Genomic DNA, 19153 nt, shown 5'->3' with positions numbered 1-19153 from the left:
CCCTAGTGGCGCGGCGTTGCGATCACCGTGGTCGGTAGGGGCTCGCCGCGCGCGTCGCGCGGGCGCGGCTTCTAGGCTGAGCCGGTGAGCGGACCCGATCGTTCGACTGTCGACCGCGCGTACCTCGTGTGCGCGAGCCAACGCAGCGGCAGCACGCTGCTGGTGGAGTCGTTGCGGATCACCGGCGCCGCCGGCCGGCCCGCGGAGTTCTTCGAGTACCTCCCGGACACGTCGCTGCCACCGCAGTCGCCGGACTGGTTCGTCGGCGTGCACGACCCCGCGATCGATCAGCTGCTCGCGCCCGTGCGCCCGGGCCGACCCGACACCCGCGACGCACACCAGTGGCGGGCCGACGTCCGCGCCCAGGGCACCGGCGACAACGGCGTCTGGGGCGGCAAGCTGATGTGGAACCAGACGACCGTGCTGTGCCGGCGGGTCCGTGATCTGCTCGGCGGTCGCGAGCCGCTGTTGCGCGAGGCCGTCCACGCCGTCCTCGACGTCGACCCGGTCTGGGTATACGTCCATCGGGCGGACGTCGCCGGGCAGGCGGTGTCCATGTGGCGTGCGGTGCAGACACAGTCGTGGACGGCGGGTGAGTCCGAACGGGATTCCACGGCGGAGTACCACCTCGGGGCGATCGCGCACCTCGCCGAGTACTTCGTCGCGCAACAGCGCGCGTGGGAGGGGTGGTTCGCCCGCGAGGGGATCGACCCGGTGCGGGTGGAGTTCGACGAACTCGTCGCGGATCCGACCTCGACCACAGGCCGTGTGCTCGACGCGATCGGTCTCGATCCCCGGCTCGCGCCGCCGCCGCCGCTCCGGCGGCAGGGGGACGCGCGGTCGCGGGAGTGGGTGGCCCGCTACCGCGAGGAGGCCGCCGAACACGGGTACCCGGTGTCGACGGTCGACCCGGCACCGACCTCCGCGGGATCGTGACCGGCGTCCACGCGATCACGCAGCGACCGATCCCCGGTGGCCGGTTCGCGATGGGCGACGCGCACGGCGAGGGGCTCGCGCCCGACGGCGAGACGCCGGTGCACCCCGTGGCACTGTCGGTGTTCGCCATCGACGAGACGACCGTGACCAACCGGGACTTCGCCGCCTTCGTCGACGCGACGGGTCACCGCACCGCCGCCGAGGACGCCGGGTCGTCGACGGTGTTCCACTCGCTTGTGGCCGACGACGATCCCGCTGTCCTCGGGGCGTCGGTCGACGCGCCCTGGTGGCTCGCGGTGCGCGGTGCGCAGTGGCGACACCCGGCCGGCCCGGCCTCCGATCTCGCCGGCCGCGACGACCACCCCGTCGTCCACGTCTCCTTCGACGACGCTGTCGCGTACTGCGATTGGGCGGAACGGTCGCTGCCGAGCGAGGCGCAGTGGGAGATGGCCGCCCGCGGCGGGCTCGAGGGGGCACGATTCCCGTGGGGGGACGAACGGGAGCCCGCCGGGCGACGTATGTGTTGGACGTTCTCCCCGGACTTCTGGGGCGGCGACTTCCCGGGCTCGGCCGCGACGCACGTCGGTGTGGCGCCCACCCTGCCGGGGGCGGCGTTGCCGCCGAACGGGTTCGGACTCCGACAGATGATCGGCAACGTGTGGGAGTGGTGCGCCGACCGTTTCGATCCCCGCTACTACCGTCGTGCACCCGCCGACGACCCCGCCGGACCCGACCGTGGCGCCGCACGGGTTCTGCGCGGCGGCTCGTACCTCTGTGACGACTCCTGGTGCCGCCGCTATCGCGTGGCGGCACGCTCGCACAGCACCCCGTCGTCCACGGCCGGCAACGTCGGTTTCCGGACCGTCAGCCGCGGCTGACGCGGATCCGGTTCCGGGATTCGCGCTCCACTTGTGGTGTAGACGCTCCACTTCCAGGGTTCCCGCTCCAGTTGTTCGAGGACGCTCCGCCTGCAGGCGGAGCGTCCTCGAAGAAGTGGAGCGTCTGCGCCGGGCCGGAACGCCGGCAACGAGGTCGGGTCAGCCCGGCGGCCGGACGCGCAGGATGCGGTCGCCGCCTCCGCCGTTGTCCGTCGTCACCAGCAGTGAGCCGTCGCGGTCGATGCCGAGCCCGCGGAGGCGGCCGTAGGTGTCACGGAGGTCGTCGGTGCGACGCACCGTCTGCCGCCCGTCGTCTGACAACGTGAGAAACAGCAGGCGTTTTCCCTGCTGGGTCGCGACGACCGCTGCGCCGGAGAGATCACCCCACCCACCCGGCAGGAACGTGAGCGCCGGCGTCGCAAGGGTCGGTGCGCCCGACGACCAGACCGCGCCGATCGCACCGGGCACGCGAACCGGATCGGTCATGGGGACGGACTCGTCGTAGACCAGCGGCGCCCGGTCGGGCCGGTACCCGTAGTTGCCGCCCGGTTGCAGCAGGTTCAGCTCGTCGTCCCGTGACGTGCCCTGCTCGATCGAATAGACCCGTCCGGTACCCGGCTGCAGGGCGACGCCCTGCACGTTGCGGTGTCCCAGTGAGTAGATCGGCGTGCCGGGGATCGTGCCGGCCGCCGGTGCGCCCGAGGTGGTGACGTGCAGGACCTTGCCGCCCAGCGACGTCCGGCTCTGCGGATACGACGGCACCGCGTTGTCCCCGGTGCCGATCCACAGTGTCCCGTCGGGGGCCGCGGTCAACCCGCAGCCCGCATGTCGCCCACCGGAGTTGACCGGTATCCCCGACAGCACCGTGCGCGTTCTCGTCATCGCCGACCAGTCCTCGGCCACCCGCCAGGCGACCACCCGGATCTCCTGGCCCGTGTTCGGGAAGGGGATCGGCAGGCTCCCGGCGGATCCTGTCCCGACAGCGCCGCCGGATGTCTTCTCGGCCTGACACGAATAAAGCGTGCGGTTCTGGGTGAACCCGCGGTCGAGCGCGAGGCCCATGAGGCCGGCCTCGTTGGTCACGAACAAGCTCGACTGGTCGGCGCGGACGGGCGCGGCCGCACCCCCCGGACGCACCGCGACGAATCTGCCGCTGCGCTCGCCGGTGACGATGGTGCCGTCGGGGGCGACCTCGACGTCCCAGGGCTTGTCGAGGCCGGACGCGATCGTGGTGGCCGTCAGCGCGGGTGCGGCCCGGACGGGTCCGACCGCCGTGGTCAGGCCGACGCCGAGCGCGGCCACCGCGCCGAGGGTGGTGAGCAGACGGCGGGAGTGCGCGTGAGGGGAGGACACTTCACGACGGTAACCCCGACATTCACGTCAATGTGGACGATCGGACGGCGAGGATGCGTCGAAAGACGCGGCCGACGTCAGATCGCGTCGAACGCCTCGTCGAGAAGTGTTCGCGCTCCGGTCATCTCGGCATCCACGCCGTTGAGAAGGTCGTCGAGACCCTGCTGGAAGATGCCGTCGAAGGTGAGGTAGACGAGCTGCCGGGTCATCCGCGCAGGGGTGCCGCGGAGTTCGCAGTAGCGGTTGACGACGTTCCAGATCATCTCGGTACGACGGAGTTCGATCTCACGGACCTCGTCGCGGAGCGATTCCTCGTAGCGGGTCTGGTTGCGGAGGTCGTACCAGAGGCGGTGCAGCGACGAGTCGGCCCGGAGCGTCGCCACGAACATCGACGAGAAGTCCCGCCGCAGTTCGTCGGCGGTGGTCGCGGAGGCGACCGCCTCGTCGTAGCGGGTGACGCACATGTCCTCGTAGATCCGGACCGCCTCCGCGATCAGATCGAGCTTGTCGCGGAAGTAGTAGTGCAGGACGCCATGGGAGAACGCCGAGTTCTGGGCGATCTCGCGCAGGCTGGTGCGCGCGTAGCCGAGCTCGGCGAGGGTCTTGAGCGTCGCGGTCGCGAGCTCGCTGCGGCGTGCGGCGAACTTGTCCGGGCCTCGCTGCCCCGACCGCACGTCGGGTCGCGTGGCGGTGGTCATCGACCGAGTGTACGGCGCAATCGGCACAGAACGTGCAGAACGAGGGCCATGTGAGACAGCGTCTGGGCACCTGTCAGAAGAATTCTTGACAGTCGCCCAAGTTTTCCTTGACATGTGTCAAAGGCCGTTTCTAGTGTGATCTCGATCGCAGTCACCATCGGTTGTGTCCGGCATCTCCGCCGGGCCGAGTCCGTCCAGGGAAGGGCACACGCATGACGAGTTACGACCTCACCGGCCGCAAGGCGCTGGTCACCGGCGCGGCACAGGGGCTCGGTGCCGGCATGGCGTCGGCCCTCGCGCAGGCCGGGGCGGCCGTCGCGGTCGCCGACATCAACGACGAACTCGGCCACGAGACGGTCGACAGCCTGCGGTCCGCCGGAGCGAAGGCGGAGTTCGTGCATCTCGACGTCCGCCACGACGCGGAGTGGGAGTCGGCCATGGCGACAGCGGTCGCCGCGCTCGGCGGGATCGACATCGTCGTCAACAACGCGGGCGTGGAGGTCACCGACCTGCTGATCGACTTCGATGCCGACGCGGCGTCGACTCTGCTCTCCGTCAACGTCCTCGGCACGGCGCTGTCCGCCATCGACCGCCTCACCCGCGTCGCCGCCGCCGAGTCCGGAAAGCTCGGGTACGGCGTGCGGATCAACTGCATCTACCCGGGTCTGACCCCGACGGCCATGGGCAACAAGCTCGCCGTGGAGACCGCGGGGCTGGGCCTGTTCGACTCCCCGGAGGCCGCCGCCGGCGCCGTCGCCGAACTCACGCCGCTCGGGCGCCTCGGGCAGGTCGACGACATGGCCGACGCGGTCGTGTTCCTCTCGTCCGACGCCGCGAAGTTCATCACCGGAGCCGGGTTGCCGGTCGACGGTGGGATGGGGATGTGAGGACGTCCGCCGCACAGGACGCCCGGGATCCGCTGTGACACTGGCCTTCTACCTCGACAAGGGCGCTTCGCTCGGGCCCGACGCGCCGTGCCTCACGCTGGGCGGCGAGTCGCTGACCTACGGCGACGTGGTCGACCTCTCGCATGCGGTGGCGAGGGCACTGCGTCGGTCGGGCGTCGCCCCGGGGGACAAGGTCGGCATCCTGTCGGCCAACCACCCGACGTCGTTCGCGTGCATCTTCGGCATCGCTCGCGCCGGCGCGGTGTGGTGCCCGATCAACCCGCGCAACGCGGCGCAGGAGAACGCGGAGCTGCTCGACCTCATCGACTGCACCGCCCTGCTCTTCCAACCGGCATTCGACGACCTGGTCGCCGACATCGCTCCCGGTCTGCCGAAGCTCACCACCCTGGTCCGCTTCGGTGGGAGATCGGGGCTCGCCGTGGGATTCGACGACTGGCTCGCCGACGCCGCCGGCGACGACCCTGTCGATGCCGATCCGGTGGACGACGTCGTGGCGCTCGTCGGCACCGGAGGAACGACCGGACGGCCGAAGGGCGTCATGCTCACCGACCGCAACCTGCAGACGATGACGTCCGTCGTGCTCATGCGGTATCCGTTCGACGGGCGGCCGCGGTACCTGGCGTTGGCGCCGCTGACGCACGCGGCCGGCGTCCTGTGCTTCCCGATCATGGCGCTCGGCGGTGAGATCGTGGTGATGGACCACCCCGACGTGGGAGAGTTCCTCGATCTGGTCGCGCGCCATGGGATCACGCACACGTTCCTGCCCCCGACGCTGATCTACATGGTGCTCGCGCACGAGGCGCTCGACGCGACGGATCTCTCGACGCTGCAGTGCTTCTGGTACGGCGCTGCACCGATCTCGACCAGTCGCCTCGCGGAGGCGCTCGACCGGATCGGCCCGATGGCGCAGCTGTTCGGCCAGTCCGAGGCGCCGATGATGATCTCCACGCTGTCGCCCGCAGAGCATCGGTTGCCGGACGGCAGCATCCACCACGACCGGCTCGCGTCGGCGGGATTCCCGTCCCCGTTGGTGACGGTCGCGATCCTCGACGAGGACGGCGCAGCGGTCCCCACGGGCGAGCGCGGCGAGGTGTGCGTGCGCGGGCCGCTCGTGATGGCGGGCTACTACCGCAACCCGGAGGCGACCGCGGCCGCATCGGCCCACGGCTGGCACCACACCGGTGACATCGGGTTCCTCGACGAGGATGGGCTCCTCCACATCGTCGACCGCGCCAAGGACATGATCATCACCGGCGGGTTCAACGTGTACTCCGCGGAGGTGGAGCAGGCCCTCATGGCCCACGCCGCCGTTCGTGACTGTGCCGTCGTCGGACTGCCCGACGAGAAGTGGGGCGAACGGGTCACTGCCGTCGTCCTCCTCCATGACGGTGACCCGCCGAGCGCCGAGGAACTGACCGCGTTCGTCAAGGCGCGGATCGGATCGGTCAAGGCGCCCAAACAGATCGAGATCTGGCCCGATCTGCCCCGCTCGACCGTCGGGAAGATCCTCAAGACCGACATCCGCTCCGCGCTCGCAGCCCACTGACCACCCGCTCCACCGAGGAGGACCCCATGCTCGAACTCGCCCTGTATTTGCCCAACTTCCGCGAGCAGATCACCGTCACCGAACTCGAGGACCTCACCGCACTCGCCGAGGAACTCGAGTACGAGTCCGTCTGGACCCTCGACCGCATCATCGTCCCCGAGTCCTCGGACCGGGCGGAGATGGAATACGCGTTCGGCATGATGCACGAACTGCCCAAGCAGTTGCCCGTGTCGTCGAGAGGCCAGTTCCTGCAGGGGTTCCCGCTGATCCCGTGGCTCGCCGCGAAGACCACCAAGGTCCGGATCGGCATGAGCATCATCGACACTCCCTACCGCGCACCGGGTGTGCTCGCCGCCGAGCTCGCCACCATCGACCACCTGAGCAACGGTCGGCTGAACGTCGCCGTCGGATCGGGCTGGATGCCCGAGGAGTTCGCGGCCGCCAGTGCGGGCCACATCTTCCCGCGACGTCACCAGCACCTGCGCGAGTCGATCGAGATCATGCAGGGGATCTGGGCGAACGACGTGTTCGAGTACCACGGCGAGTTCGCCGACTTCGGCCCCAGCGGTTTCGGCGCCAAGCCACTCCAGAGTCCGCGCCCGCCCATGTATTTCAGCGGTCTCAAAGATGCGAAGCGGGCCGCCAAGCGGGTGGCGAAGTACGGACTCGACGGGTGGATCGGCATCCAGGACTCGCCCGAGGAGATCGCGACCTGGCGCGCCGGGATCGCCACGGAACTCGCGGAACTCGACACGTCACGGACCATCGACGACCTCGACATCGCGAGCATGATCTGGACGGTGATCACCGATGTCGACATGGACGACACCCCCGCCGGCAAGGCCTCGAACCTCCTCGTCGGGTCCGAGCGGCAGGTCACCGACATCCTCAAGCGCTACCGCGAGGCGGGTCTGACCAAGCTGCTGGTGTGGCCGCCGTTCGCCGACGTGCCGACGGCCAAGACCATGGACGACATGAAGCGCCTCAAGAACGACATCCTGCCGCAGATCGAGGCGATGTGAGCGTGATGCGGCACGGCGTCCACGACGAACACCGCTGAGCGGCGGCGCGTGCATCGCGCACGCGCCACCACCCAGCGGTGTCATCTCCGGCGAGCCGGATCGACTCAGTTGCGGTCGTCGGTGGCCGGGCTGCCCGACTTCGCGAGTCCCCGGGCGACCATGTAACCGATGGTCAGCCAGGTGATGTACTTCAGTGCCTCCGCTGCGCCGAACGGGTCACTGCTGCCGTCGTCGCCACCGACCACGAGCGCGGTGATCACCACGGCGAGCACGGCGACCACGTAGGCGATCAACTCGGTGGTCTTCGTGGAGACCTTCGTCTCGATCCGCTGGCGCAGGTTCGCGGTGTGCGGGGCCGGCGGGAAGGGGGCGGGCTCGCCGTGGTGAGCCGGGTTGGGGCGCAGGCCCGGATCGTGGCTGCTCGTCATCGTCTGTCTCCTGTGTGAGTGGTGACCCCGGTGACCGGGGGCGGCACCGATCGGTGCCGCACCTCTGATTCCCCACAGGCCGGGCGTGAAACCTCCACTGACACAACATCAACGGGCGTTGATGAATGTGAACTCGTTCGATTGCCTTAGGACACAACTACTTCAGACGCGAGGCTAACTTTCCCTGTCGGGGTCCCGCGCGGTGCGACGCAGCTCGCGCTGCTCGCCCAAGGGGCGGCGGGACGGGAGGCTCCGGGTCTTCTCCCGCGCGGGCTCGGTGTCGAGCTGGGCGTGGTGACGTCGCATGAACTCCGCGGCGATCGCGGTGCCCGTGGCCTCGTCGAGGAGCTCGTCGCCGGTCTCGGTGCGCCACCGGTGCAAGCGGGCAGCGAGGTCGTCGCGGATCGTCGCGTGCGCGGGGTCGTCGGCGAGGTTGATCCGCTCCAGCGGGTCCACACGCAGGTCGTACAGCTCGCGTTCGGGACGCGGGAGATCCTGGGACCCGTCGAGCGCCAGCGCCGATGGGCTGTCGAGGATGTCCAGCGGCAGACTCAGGGCCGGGCGTCGCGCATAGTTCTCGATGTAGCGGTGGGTGGTGGTCCGCACGGCGCGGATCGGATCGAAGCTGTCGTGAAATGTCTTCTCCGTGAACACCTCCGAGCGGACGGCGTCGGCATCGACAGGCGGGCCGAACATCTCCGTGGCATGGGAGAACCCCTCCATGTCGTCGGGGACGTCGAGCCCGAGCGCGTCGAGGATCGTGGGGGAGAGGTCGACGCCGCTGAACAGGTCGTCGTAGTGATGCGGCGTCACACCGCGCGCCGTCGGCGGCCGGATGATGCACGCGACACCCGTACCCGCCTCGTAGAGAGTGGACTTGGCCCGGGGGAAGGCGACGCCGTGGTCGGTGATGAACACGACCCAGGTGGTCGCGTCCAGGGCGAGTTCGGCGAGGGTGTCCAGAAGGCGACCGACCGCGGCGTCGGCCTTGGTGATGGATGCCTGCAACCCGGCGATGTCCTCCCGGACCGGACGCGCGTCGGGCAGGAACGGCGGGACGGTGACAGCGCTCGGGTCCTCCGGCGGGTACTCGTCGGCGGGGTAGGGGCGGTGGGTCTCGAAGAAGCCCGCGGTCAGCAGGAACGGTCCGTCGGTCCCGTGCTCACGCAACCACTCCTGGGACCGCGCGACGACGTGGTCACAGCGGGAGTCCGAGACGTCCCAGTCGTCGAAGCCGATCCGGGACGGGTCGGAGCTCTCGTGCTGCATCCCGTAGAGCTGTGTGGCCCAGCCGTGGGAGGACAGGATCGCCGGCAGCGTCCGGACGTCGTCGTGGTACTCGAACCCGTGGTGCGCGAGGCCGATGAGGCCCGTCGAGTGCGGGTAGCGACCGGTGAACAGCGCCCCGCGCGCCGGCGAACACAGCGGCGCCGCCGCATGCGCATCCGTGAGGAGCACGCCGTCGGCCGCGAGGGTGTCGAGGACGGGGCTCACGACCCCCTGCGCGCCGTAGCAGGCCAGGTGGCGTCCGAGGTCGTGCCAGTGGACGAACAGGACGTTGTCGCGCATGGGGGCCTCGGACGCTGTGCTCACCGGCCGAGGGGACCGCGACCGAGGCGGAGCAGCAGCATCGCGAGGGTGTGTCCCTCGCTGCCGAGGGAGGAGAACCGCTCCAGCACCTTCACCTCGCGGCTGTAGACGAGACGGGGTCCGCCCGCGGCCATCCGCGTGCGGCCGACCTGCTTGGAGACGTTGCTGCGTCGGGTGACGGCCGCCAGGATGATCGCGTCGAGGCGGTCGATCTCCGCGCGCAGGGCGTCGATGTCCTCGCCGATCGCGCTGACGTCGGGGCCGAGGTCGTACGCCGACAGGTCGATCCCGGAGGCGTCGGCCGACTGGTCGGGGGCAGCGGCGTCGGCCGACTGGTCGGGGGTGTCCATCCCGCAGATCTTGCCACGGCTGGTACACACGACCCCGTGGTCCTGTCGACGCCGACGGCGGAGCGTGCGCCCCGGGCATCGACCCGGATCGCGCGCCCGTCCGTCCGCACCCTTCTCGTCGTGGCGGCGCTCGCGGTCGTGGCGCAGCTCGCTCTGCGGTGCTGGACTCTCGCCCGCGGCGACTTCTACTGGGACGACCTGATCCTGATCGCCCGGTCCGGGTCGGCCGGCGGACCGGGCTTCCTCCTCGACAACCACGACGGCCACGTGATGCCGGGGGCGTTCGCCGTCGCCGGTCTGCTGACCACGATCGCGCCGCTGAGCTGGCCGGTCGCCGCCGCGTCGCTGGTGGTCGGTCAGGCCGTCGTGTCGACGGTCGTGGGGCGGCTGATGGTGATCGTCGGCGGCGTGCGGCCCGCCACGGTCGCGGTGTTCGTCCTCTACCTGTTCAGCCCGATGACCGTGCCGGCGTCGGTGTGGTGGGCCGCGGGCCTGAACAGCCTGCCGTTCGTCGCGGCGGCGGCGTGGGTCGCCGGGGATGCGGTGCTGGCCTGTCGCGGCCGGGTTCCCGTCGCCGTCCGGACCCTGGCGGTGCGCTCGGCGATCGTCGCCGCGATCGGGATGACGTTCTTCGAGAAGGCCGCCCTCGTCGGCCCGATTGCCCTGATGGTCGCCGTGCTGTGCGTCCGCCGTGACCGACTGGCGGGTCGGGACACGACCGTGCGGGCCGCACTGGCGCGGTCGCGACCGCTGTGGGGTGCGCTCGCCGGTGTCACCGTGGTGTGGGCGGTCTGTTTCGCGGTCCTCGCCCACCCCGCTGCGGGCGACCACTCGCTGGGGCAGACGTGGGCACTGACCTGGCGGGCCGTGACCCACGGCGTGCTGCCGGCGCTCGTCGGCGGTCCGTGGTCGTGGGGGCGATGGAACCCGAGTCCGCCGTTCGGTGCCGTCGGGACGGGAACGGTGCTCGTCGCAGCGGTGGTCGTGGTCGTCGTCGTCGCGGCGGGTGTCGCGGGGCGCCGCGGAGCGGGTGCTGTCGTGGCCGCCGCAGCCGGATACGTCGTCGTCGCCCAGCTGCTGGTCAGCTGGAATCGCAGCAGTTCGGGGACGGCGCTCGAGCTCGCCCAGACACTGCGCTATCTCCCCGACAGTGCGCTCGTGCTGGCCGTGGCGGCCGTGCTCGTGATGTCCTCGCCGCCGCGAGGGTCGGTGCCCGTCGCAGCGTCCCGACTGCGCCTCGTCGGTGTCGCGGCCACCGCGACCGTCGCCGCGTCGTCCGTCGTCTCCACCGTCGCATTCACCGACAGCTGGGCCGACAACCCGACCGGTGACTACCTGCGAACCGCGACGGCCTCGCTCGCGCAGATGGCGGGCACCCCCATGTTCGACCAGGCGCTCCCGCTGGAGGTGCTGCTGCCGGTCGCCTACCCCGACAACCAGGTCTCCCGGGTGTTCGCGGGGCTCCGGGACCGACCGACGTTCGGGGATTCCGCCGACAGGCTCCGCGTGCTCGATCCCCGCGGCGAGATCGCCGACGGCGCCGTCACCCGGGCGCGCACGTTCGCCGCGGGGGCGGGGACCTGTGCGCGACCCGAGATCACCGGCCCCACCTCCATCCCGCTCGACGGACCGCTCATCCGCTGGCGGTGGACCGTCGCGCTCGGCTACTGCGCGACCGGCGACGGCGAGGTGGAGGTCCGCGTCGGCGACAGCGCTCCGGAACGGGTGCGCGTGGAGTCGGGTCTGCATCCGCTCTACGTCCAGGCGATGGGCTCGGGAGACGCCGTCTCGGTGCGTCCCGTCACCCCCGGCCTCGGCCTGCACCTCGCGGCCGGGCAGGTCGGCGAGGTCTACGACCCCGCGCTGCTGCGCTGACCTTCGCACACCTGTGCGCATGGCGCGCGCATGCTGTCCGATGCCGCGGGTAGTCTCGATCCTTGATGAAATCCGCACCGCAACCGTCTCTTCCCGGTCTCACCAGGGGTGATCCGGCGGTCTCGGGCGTCGCCACGGACGATCTGACGGATCGCGCCCGGGAACTGCTCGACGGCCTCAACCCGCAGCAGCAGGCCGCGGTGCGCCATTCCGGCTCGCCGCTGCTCATCGTGGCCGGCGCGGGGTCGGGCAAGACCGCCGTGTTGACCCGCCGGATCGCCTACCTGCTCGCCCAGCGTGACGTCTCGCCGGGCGAAGTCCTGGCCATCACGTTCACCAACAAGGCCGCCGCCGAGATGCGTGAACGCGTGGCGTCGCTCGTCGGTCCCCGGGCCAACCGGATGTGGGTGTCGACGTTCCACTCCACGTGCGTGCGGATCCTGCGGGCGCAGGCGGCGCTGATCGCGAGCCGCAACTCCAACTTCTCCATCTACGACGCGGACGACTCCAAGCGCCTGTTGGCGATGATCGTGCGCGATCTCGACCTGGACCCGAAGAAGTTCTCGCCCCGCGGCTCCGGCATCCACATCTCGAACCTGAAGAACGAACTCGTCGACCCGGCGACGGCCGTCGAACAGGCCTCCGAGGCCGACGACGACACCCTGCGGACCCTCGCCGACATCTACGTCCAGTACCAACGGCGGCTCGCGTCGGCGAACGCCTTCGACTTCGACGACCTCATCGGCGAGACGGTGACGCTGCTGCAGACCCACCCGGAGGTCGCGGAGTACTACCGTCGCCGGTTCCGCCATGTCCTCGTCGACGAGTACCAGGACACCAACCACGCCCAGTACGTGCTCGTCCGCGAACTCGTCGGTACGGGTCAGGGCGCGGTCACCCCGTCGGAGCTGTGCGTCGTCGGTGACGCCGACCAGTCGATCTACGCGTTCCGCGGTGCCACGATCCGCAACATCGAGGAGTTCGAGCGCGACTTCCCCGACACCGAGACCATCCTGCTCGAACAGAACTACCGGTCGACGCAGACGATCCTCTCGGCGGCCAACGCGGTCATCGCGCGCAACCCGAACCGGCGGGAGAAGAAGCTCTGGACCGACTCCGGCGACGGCGAACTGATCGTCGGCTACGTCGCCGACACCGAACGCGACGAGGCGTCCTTCATCGCCGGTGAGATCGACCGCCTCACCGACACCGGTGAGTTCACCTACTCCGACGTCGCCGTCTTCTACCGGACCAACAGCGGCTCACGGGCGTTGGAGGAGGTGTTCATCCGCCTCGGCATCGCCTACAAGGTCGTCGGTGGTGTGCGCTTCTACGAACGGCGCGAGGTGCGCGACATCGTCGCCTACCTGCGGGTGGTGGCCAACCCCGACGACACCGTCAGCCTGCGTCGCATCGTCAACGTCCCCAAACGTGCCATCGGTGACCGCGCCCAGGCGTGCGTGGCGGTGCACTCGGAGAACGCGGGCATCAGCTACTACCAGGCTCTGATCGACGCGGCCGCAGGCAACGTGGCGATGCTGAACTCGCGTGCGGTGAAGCAGATCTCGGGTTTCGTCGACCTCATCGAGGGGCTCCGGAACGACTTCCTGGCCATCTTCGCCGCCGGTGACGCCGAGGACGCGGACACCGTCTCCGTCGACGCCGGGCGCGACAACGCCGACATCGGTGACCTCGTCGAGGCGATCGTCGCCCGCTCGGGCTACCGCGACGAACTCGAGGGGTCGTCGGACCCGCAGGACGGGGCCCGGCTCGACAACCTCGACGAACTGGTCTCGGTCGCCCGGGAGTTCAGCATCGACGCCGCCGCCCTCGACCCCGACGACCGTCCCGATCCCGCCGACGGCGAACCGGAACCCGGGTCGCTCGCGGCTTTCCTCGAACGTGTCTCACTCGTCGCCGACGCCGACCAGGTGCCCGACAGCGCCTCGGGCGTCGTCACCCTGATGACGTTGCACACCGCCAAGGGACTCGAGTTCCCGGTGGTGTTCGTGACCGGCTGGGAGGACGGACAGTTCCCGCACATGCGGTCCCTCGGCGACCCCGCGGAGTTGAGCGAGGAACGTCGGCTCGCGTACGTGGGCATCACCCGCGCGCGGCAGCGGCTCTACGTGACGCGTGCGATGGTGCGATCAGCATGGGGGCAGCCGGTGTCGAACCCGGAATCCCGCTTCCTGCAGGAGATCCCGCAGCACCTCATCGACTGGCAGCGCACGGAGCCGAAGCGGCGGGAACGCTCGTTCGGAAGTTCCGGTGGCTTCTTCGGCGCCGGTTCCTACCGGTCGGGTTCGGGTGAGGAGTCGAACCGGGGGATGCGCGGACGGTCGTCGTATTCGTCGGACCCGACGCGCGGTCGCAACACACAGGTCTCGGTGTCCGTGGGCGACCGGGTGACCCACGCGAAGTATGGGATGGGGAAGGTCGTCGCCAAGGAGGGGTCGGGGGCGACGGAACGCGTCACGTTCGACTTCGGCAGCGGTGGCCGCATCACCCTGATGTCGCTGGGCGGACTCCCCGTCGAGAAGCTCTAGTCCGACCGCGTCTACCTCAGGGCCCAGCAAGCTCATGGTGGTGGCAGCGGAGATCTTCGGGCGGGCCGCTCTGTGCCCGTCAAACGACGCGAACGCCAGACAGCGCATCGACGTGCTGTCCAGGCGGGGCGTACCTGTCGCCGATGCCTGAGTGCGGGCGTCGGCAGACGCCCACTGGCGTGCTCCGGATGCCCAAGAGACGGTTCCTGCCGCCCAACAGACGCGTCGAGCCGCAGGGGTGTGAGGAGTGCGCCTTGAGAGGGCGGTCGCTCAGCCGGTGTAGTTCGACATCTGCACACCGTGCTCGGCGAGCCACGGCATGGGGTCGATCTTCATCCGGCCGTCTTTCCACACCTCGAAGTGGCAGTGCGGTCCGGTCGAGAACCCGTCGCTGCCCACGGCGCCGATGACGTCGCCGGCGGTGACGTGCTGGCCCTTACGGACTCCGACGCCCGAGTTGTACATGTGGCCGTACATCGTGACGGTGCCGTCGGCGGCGCGGATCTGGATCCAGTTGCCGAAGCCCGACGCCGGTCCGGCCTCGATGACCTCGCCGTCGGTGGCGGCGTGGATCGGTGTGCCGAGCGGGGCGGCGAAGTCGACGCCACCGTGGAAGGCGCCCCAGCGGAAGGCGAAGCCCGAGGTGAACTGGTACTGACCGAGTGGCAGCGGCGACGCGAAGAGCGGCAACCGGGCGCGACGATCGGCCTCGGCGGCGTCCTTGGCCAGCTTGTCGCCCTCGGCGAGCTGGTCGGTGAAGGTGTGCATGTCCGGCGCGGGCGTCCCGGCGGTGACGCCGGAGTCTCCCGACACGGTCGGATCGACCGGGGTGACGGCCGCAGCCGGGTTGACCTGCGGGGCCGCGGCCTCGGGCGCGGCGTTCTCGGTGGCGGGCGAGGTGTCGATGTGACCGGTCGCGGCGACGACGGCGGCACCGGCGGCGACGGCGATCAATGCGGCGCGACCTTTGAGGGCCGAGGGCGGCGCAGCGAGGCGGTGACGACCACCCGACCGCGACGGGCGGGCCTGCGTGGCGGGACGGCGGACGGGCGGCTCGACGGTCCGGTAGCCGGTCTCGGCGAGGTCGAAGGGGTGCGCGTCGGCGGTGTCCTCGAACTCGCACTCGGCGATGAGGATGTCCTGCGTGACGTCGGCGGGGAGCGGTCGACGTGGCGTCCGTCGGTCCGGGGAGTCCCACCGGGGGGCGTCAGCCCAGTCGATGGGGATGATCGAGGTGATCTCCTCGGGTCGGGTGTCGTCGATCAGAGCTGACCGCTCCGAGGCGTCGACGCCCGCGTTCCCACGTACTCCCAAGACTGCACCTTCCGAATCCCGACACACGTCTGCCCGCGTGAGAGCGCGCTCACGCCCTGTGTGTTGTGCCTTCCGGCTTGTCCCCCAGCGATGGGCCCCTGTGACTCACCCGCGTGGATCGCGATCACGTCACCGAGCCCAGGCGACGGTAACGAAATGATTGCAGCGTGTGCAACCGTGGGCGAACGGTTCTTCAGCGATGTGAGCTGCCTCACATTACGGTGGGGGGCGTGACACGCCCGGATTTTCGGTCAAGCGGCCCGAAACGGGCGTCCACCCTCCCGAACGAGCGCTCGGACGGACCGCCCGGGGGGTTCGGGAGTGATCTGGCGCACATGCGTCGCATGCCCGTCCGGGGCCGGTTCACCCCGGCGATAACCTTCCCCGTGGTGCTCGCGTCCACAGATGAAGCGCGGGCGAATCTGAAGATGGTGAGCTGAATGGATCTCTTCGAATATCAGGCGAAGGAACTCTTCGCCAAGCACGAGGTTCCGACATCCGCCGGCCGCGTGACCGACACCGTCGAGGGAGCTCGGCAGATCGCCGAGGAAATCGGCAAGCCGGTCATGGTCAAGGCCCAGGTCAAGGTGGGCGGTCGCGGCAAGGCCGGCGGCGTCAAGTACTCCAACGACGCCGACGAGGCCGCCGCCAACGCGGAGGCGATCCTGGGGCTCGACATCAAGGGTCACGTCGTCAAGAAGCTCCTCGTCGCCGAGGCCAGCGACATCGCGGAGGAGTACTACATCTCCTTCCTGCTCGACCGCACCAACCGGACCTACCTCGCGATGTGCTCCGTGGAGGGTGGTGTCGAGATCGAGGTGACCGCCGAGGAGAACCCCGACGCGCTCGCCCGCGTCCCCGTCGACGCCGTCAAGGGTGTCGACCTCGCGTTCGCCCGTGAGATCGCCGAGAAGGGCAAGCTCCCCGCCGAGGTGCTCGACGCCGCGGCCAACACCATCCAGAAGCTGTGGGAGGTGTTCGTCGGCGAGGACGCGACCCTGGTGGAGGTCAACCCGCTGGTCCGCACGCCCGACGACCAGATCCTCGCGCTGGACGGCAAGATCACCCTCGACGCGAACGCCGACTTCCGCCAGGAAGGGCACGCCGAGTTCGAGGACAAGGACGCGACCGATCCCCTCGAGCTGAAGGCCAAGGAGAACGACCTCAACTACGTCAAGCTCGACGGCCAGGTCGGCATCATCGGCAACGGCGCGGGACTGGTCATGTCGACCCTCGACGTCGTCGCGTACGCCGGTGAGAAGCACGGCGGCGTGAAGCCCGCCAACTTCCTCGACATCGGCGGCGGCGCCTCGGCCGAGGTGATGGCGGCCGGACTCGACGTCATCCTCGGCGACTCGCAGGTGAAGAGCGTGTTCGTCAACGTCTTCGGCGGTATCACCGCGTGCGACGCGGTCGCCAACGGCATCGTGTCCGCGCTGAAGATCCTCGGCGACGACGCGAACAAGCCCCTCGTCGTCCGCCTCGACGGCAACAACGTCGAGGAGGGACGCAAGATCCTCGACGACGCGAACCATCCGCTCGTCACCCTGGCCGACACCATGGACGCCGGCGCCGACAAGGCCGCCGAACTGGCGAGCAAGTAAAGGACGAGCAGACATGTCTATTTTCCTCACCAAGGACTCCAAGGTCATCGTCCAGGGCATCACCGGCGGCGAGGGCACCAAGCACACCAAGCTGATGCTGAAGGCCGGGACCCAGGTCGTCGGCGGCGTCAACGCCCGCAAGGCCGGGACCACCGTCAGCCACGTCGCCAAGGACGGCTCCGACGTGGAGCTGCCCGTGTTCGGGTCGGTCTCGGAAGCGATCGAGAAGACCGGCGCCGACGTCTCCATCGCGTTCGTCCCGCCGAAGTTCGCCAAGGACGCGATCATCGAGGCGATCGACGCGGAGATCCCGCTGCTCGTCGTCATCACCGAGGGCATCCCCGTCCAGGATTCCGCGTACGCGTGGGCCTACAACAAGTCCAAGGGCGAGAAGACCCGCATCATCGGGCCGAACTGCCCCGGCATCATCACCCCCGAGGAGTCGCTGGTCGGCATCACGCCGGCGAACATCGCGGGCAAGGGTGGCATCGGCCTCGTCTCGAAGTCGGGGACGCTGACCTACCAGATGATGTACGAGCTGCGGGACATCGGTTTCTCCACGGCCATCGGCATCGGTGGTGACCCGGTCATCGGCACCACGCACATCGACGCGATCGAGGCGTTCGAGGCCGACCCCGACACCAAGGTCATCGTGATGATCGGCGAGATCGGCGGCGACGCCGAGGAGCGTGCCGCCGACTACATCAAGGCCAACGTGAGCAAGCCGGTCGTCGGTTACGTCGCCGGGTTCACCGCGCCCGAGGGCAAGACGATGGGCCACGCCGGCGCCATCGTCTCGGGCAGCTCCGGCACCGCCCAGGCCAAGAAGGACGCGCTCGAGGCTGCCGGTGTGAAGGTCGGCAAGACCCCGACCGAGACCGCCGAGCTCGCCCGCGAGCTCTACAAGGCTCTCTGACAGCAGTTCCCACGACAGCCCCGCCCGGTTCCGGGCGGGGCTGTCGTCGTCTACGGGCTCGGCGCGCCTACCGTCGAGGGATGACCTCCTCGATCCCGTCGACCACCACGTCGATCGTCGCCACCGCACCCGGACCGGTCGACGCCGACACGTCGTTCGTCGCCCACGAGTCCGAGACGCCCACACCCACCGGCCACGACCTGCTCGTCGAGGTGCGCGCGGTGTCGGTCAATCCCGTGGACGTCAAGGTGCGCAGCGGGTTCGACGCCGACGCGGCACCGAAGGTCCTCGGGTTCGACGCGGCCGGGGTCGTCGTGGCGGTGGGGCCCGACGTGACCACGCGGGCTGTCGGGGACGAGGTCTACTACGCGGGGTCGATCGCCCGCCCCGGCAGCAACACCGGCCACCAGCTCGTCGACGAGCGGATCGTCGGACGCAAGCCGTCGTCGCTCGACTTCGCCGCCGCCGCGGCGCTGCCCCTCACCACGATCACCGCGTGGGAGGCGTTGTTCGACGTCCTGGAGATCGCCGAGGGTGCGAGCGGCACCATCCTGGTGACCGGCGGCGCGGGCGGAACGGGCTCGATGGTCACGCAGCTCGCCCGGGCTCTCACCGACCTGACCGTCGTGGCGACTGCGTCGCGGTCGGAATCCCGGGAGTGGGCCGAGCGGATGGGCGCCCACCACGTCGTGGATCGCCACGACCTCGTCGAGTCGGTGCGGGCCGTCGTGCCCGACGGCGTCGACCACGTCTTCTCCGCCTTCTCCGACGGCAACGTCGAGGCGTACGCCGAGCTACTGCGGGTGCGCGGGGCCGTCGTCGCCATCGACGACCCCGAGGGCCTCGACACGATGCCGTTGAAGGACAGGAGCCAGAGCTGGCGGTGGGAGTTCATGTTCGCGCGTCCCCTGCACGAGCCCGAGAGCGACGCGCAGAAGCGCATCCTCGACCGCGTCGCGGACCTCGTCGACGAGGGGGCGATCGTGACGACCGCGAACCGCACGCTGTCGCCGCTCGGCGTCGACACCCTCCGCGAGGCGCACCGACTCCTCGAGTCGTCGAGCACCATCGGCAAGGTCGTGATCGCCGCGAGCTGACCGCCGCCGAGCGTGCCGATACGACCCGCCGAGCGTGCACTCGATCCCGCCTAGCGTGCGGTAGATCCCGTCGAGCGTGCACTCGATCC

General features: G+C 69.9%; 16 protein-coding genes. 10 read left to right on the top strand and 6 right to left on the bottom strand.

Features of this window, described 5'->3' with window-relative positions; all coding sequences use genetic code 11:
- Window positions 1-84 precede the first annotated feature (84 nt).
- Window positions 85-936, top strand: a complete 852-nt coding sequence (stf0, locus tag LX14_RS01695) for a trehalose 2-sulfotransferase (RefSeq protein WP_253645554.1) — start codon at window positions 85-87, stop codon at window positions 934-936.
- Window positions 849-1814: a formylglycine-generating enzyme family protein gene (locus LX14_RS01690; RefSeq protein ID WP_443740386.1), complete on the top strand. Its 966-nt coding sequence runs from the start codon at window positions 849-851 to the stop codon at window positions 1812-1814. Before stf0 ends, LX14_RS01690 begins: the two co-directional genes overlap by 88 nt.
- A gap of 159 nt (window positions 1815-1973) precedes the next feature.
- On the opposite strand, the gene LX14_RS01685 is transcribed toward LX14_RS01690, so the two are convergent.
- Window positions 1974-3167, bottom strand: a complete 1194-nt coding sequence (locus LX14_RS01685) for a PQQ-dependent sugar dehydrogenase (protein WP_253645552.1) — start codon at window positions 3165-3167, stop codon at window positions 1974-1976.
- 77 nt (window positions 3168-3244) lie between these two features.
- Window positions 3245-3865: a TetR/AcrR family transcriptional regulator gene (locus LX14_RS01680; protein WP_253645551.1), complete on the bottom strand. Its 621-nt coding sequence runs from the start codon at window positions 3863-3865 to the stop codon at window positions 3245-3247.
- A gap of 212 nt (window positions 3866-4077) precedes the next feature.
- Between LX14_RS01680 and LX14_RS01675 the strand changes: the two genes are divergently transcribed.
- Genes LX14_RS01675 through LX14_RS01665 form a run of 3 tightly spaced genes read left to right on the top strand, consistent with a single transcriptional unit; the run spans window position 4078 to window position 7341 of the window.
- Entirely contained in the window at window positions 4078-4752 is a 675-nt protein-coding gene (locus LX14_RS01675) for an SDR family NAD(P)-dependent oxidoreductase (protein WP_253645550.1), read from the top strand.
- Between the two features lie 34 nt (window positions 4753-4786).
- Window positions 4787-6319, top strand: coding sequence for an acyl-CoA synthetase (locus LX14_RS01670; protein WP_253645549.1), 1533 nt, complete (start codon window positions 4787-4789; stop codon window positions 6317-6319).
- Window positions 6320-6345: 26 nt separating this feature from the next.
- Window positions 6346-7341 carry an LLM class flavin-dependent oxidoreductase gene (locus tag LX14_RS01665; protein WP_253645548.1) on the top strand — a complete coding sequence of 332 codons (996 nt, stop codon included), beginning with the start codon at window positions 6346-6348 and terminating at the stop codon, window positions 7339-7341.
- A 104-nt stretch (window positions 7342-7445) separates the two neighbouring features.
- On the opposite strand, the gene LX14_RS01660 is transcribed toward LX14_RS01665, so the two are convergent.
- From LX14_RS01660 to LX14_RS01650, 3 genes are all read right to left on the bottom strand, one after another.
- Complete coding sequence (locus LX14_RS01660) at window positions 7446-7769, bottom strand: hypothetical protein (RefSeq protein WP_253645547.1); 324 nt, start codon at window positions 7767-7769, stop codon at window positions 7446-7448.
- A 174-nt stretch (window positions 7770-7943) separates the two neighbouring features.
- Complete coding sequence (locus tag LX14_RS01655) at window positions 7944-9338, bottom strand: sulfatase family protein (RefSeq protein WP_253647848.1); 1395 nt, start codon at window positions 9336-9338, stop codon at window positions 7944-7946.
- Window positions 9339-9358: 20 nt separating this feature from the next.
- A complete protein-coding gene (locus LX14_RS01650; RefSeq protein ID WP_253645546.1) occupies window positions 9359-9709 on the bottom strand; it encodes a chorismate mutase in 351 nt (116 codons plus the stop codon).
- 36 nt (window positions 9710-9745) lie between these two features.
- Here LX14_RS01650 and LX14_RS01645 point away from each other — a divergent pair, with 36 nt between their 5' ends.
- Both LX14_RS01645 and pcrA read left to right on the top strand, forming a co-directional pair.
- Window positions 9746-11584 (top strand): hypothetical protein, encoded by a 1839-nt coding sequence (locus LX14_RS01645; RefSeq protein ID WP_253645545.1) that lies wholly within the window; start codon window positions 9746-9748, stop codon window positions 11582-11584.
- A gap of 65 nt (window positions 11585-11649) precedes the next feature.
- Window positions 11650-14133 carry a DNA helicase PcrA gene (pcrA, locus tag LX14_RS01640; RefSeq protein ID WP_253645544.1) on the top strand — a complete coding sequence of 828 codons (2484 nt, stop codon included), beginning with the start codon at window positions 11650-11652 and terminating at the stop codon, window positions 14131-14133.
- A 270-nt stretch (window positions 14134-14403) separates the two neighbouring features.
- On the opposite strand, the gene LX14_RS01635 is transcribed toward pcrA, so the two are convergent.
- The gene (locus LX14_RS01635; RefSeq protein ID WP_253645543.1) at window positions 14404-15447 is read right to left on the bottom strand and encodes a M23 family metallopeptidase; all 1044 of its coding nucleotides are present in this window, start codon (window positions 15445-15447) and stop codon (window positions 14404-14406) included.
- Window positions 15448-15887: 440 nt separating this feature from the next.
- Here LX14_RS01635 and sucC point away from each other — a divergent pair, with 440 nt between their 5' ends.
- The 3 genes from sucC (at window position 15888) to LX14_RS01620 (ending at window position 19064) form a co-directional block, all read left to right on the top strand.
- Window positions 15888-17051, top strand: a complete 1164-nt coding sequence (sucC, locus tag LX14_RS01630) for an ADP-forming succinate--CoA ligase subunit beta (protein ID WP_253645542.1) — start codon at window positions 15888-15890, stop codon at window positions 17049-17051.
- Window positions 17052-17064: 13 nt separating this feature from the next.
- The gene (gene sucD, locus LX14_RS01625; RefSeq protein WP_253645541.1) at window positions 17065-17967 is read left to right on the top strand and encodes a succinate--CoA ligase subunit alpha; all 903 of its coding nucleotides are present in this window, start codon (window positions 17065-17067) and stop codon (window positions 17965-17967) included.
- 80 nt (window positions 17968-18047) lie between these two features.
- Complete coding sequence (locus LX14_RS01620) at window positions 18048-19064, top strand: zinc-binding alcohol dehydrogenase family protein (protein ID WP_253645540.1); 1017 nt, start codon at window positions 18048-18050, stop codon at window positions 19062-19064.
- Window positions 19065-19153 lie beyond the last annotated feature (89 nt).

Origin of the sequence: Williamsia deligens (assembly GCF_024171765.1) — a bacterium.
GTDB classification, from domain to species: domain Bacteria; phylum Actinomycetota; class Actinomycetes; order Mycobacteriales; family Mycobacteriaceae; genus Williamsia_A; species Williamsia_A deligens.
This window is presented reverse-complemented; position numbering and strand designations above follow the sequence as displayed.

Excerpts from the sequence above, each read along its gene's own strand:
- LX14_RS01680 (WP_253645551.1), bottom strand. The coding sequence starts at position 3,865 with ATGACCACCGCCACGCGACCCGACGTGCGGTCGGGGCAGCGAGGCCCG.
- LX14_RS01675 (WP_253645550.1), top strand. The coding sequence starts at position 4,078 with ATGACGAGTTACGACCTCACCGGCCGCAAGGCGCTGGTCACCGGCGCG.
- LX14_RS01665 (WP_253645548.1), top strand. The coding sequence starts at position 6,346 with ATGCTCGAACTCGCCCTGTATTTGCCCAACTTCCGCGAGCAGATCACC.
- LX14_RS01660 (WP_253645547.1), bottom strand. The coding sequence starts at position 7,769 with ATGACGAGCAGCCACGATCCGGGCCTGCGCCCCAACCCGGCTCACCAC.
- LX14_RS01655 (WP_253647848.1), bottom strand. The coding sequence starts at position 9,338 with ATGCGCGACAACGTCCTGTTCGTCCACTGGCACGACCTCGGACGCCAC.
- LX14_RS01650 (WP_253645546.1), bottom strand. The coding sequence starts at position 9,709 with ATGGACACCCCCGACCAGTCGGCCGACGCCGCTGCCCCCGACCAGTCG.
- pcrA (WP_253645544.1), top strand. The coding sequence starts at position 11,650 with ATGAAATCCGCACCGCAACCGTCTCTTCCCGGTCTCACCAGGGGTGAT.
- sucC (WP_253645542.1), top strand. The coding sequence starts at position 15,888 with ATGGATCTCTTCGAATATCAGGCGAAGGAACTCTTCGCCAAGCACGAG.
- sucD (WP_253645541.1), top strand. The coding sequence starts at position 17,065 with ATGTCTATTTTCCTCACCAAGGACTCCAAGGTCATCGTCCAGGGCATC.
- LX14_RS01620 (WP_253645540.1), top strand. The coding sequence starts at position 18,048 with ATGACCTCCTCGATCCCGTCGACCACCACGTCGATCGTCGCCACCGCA.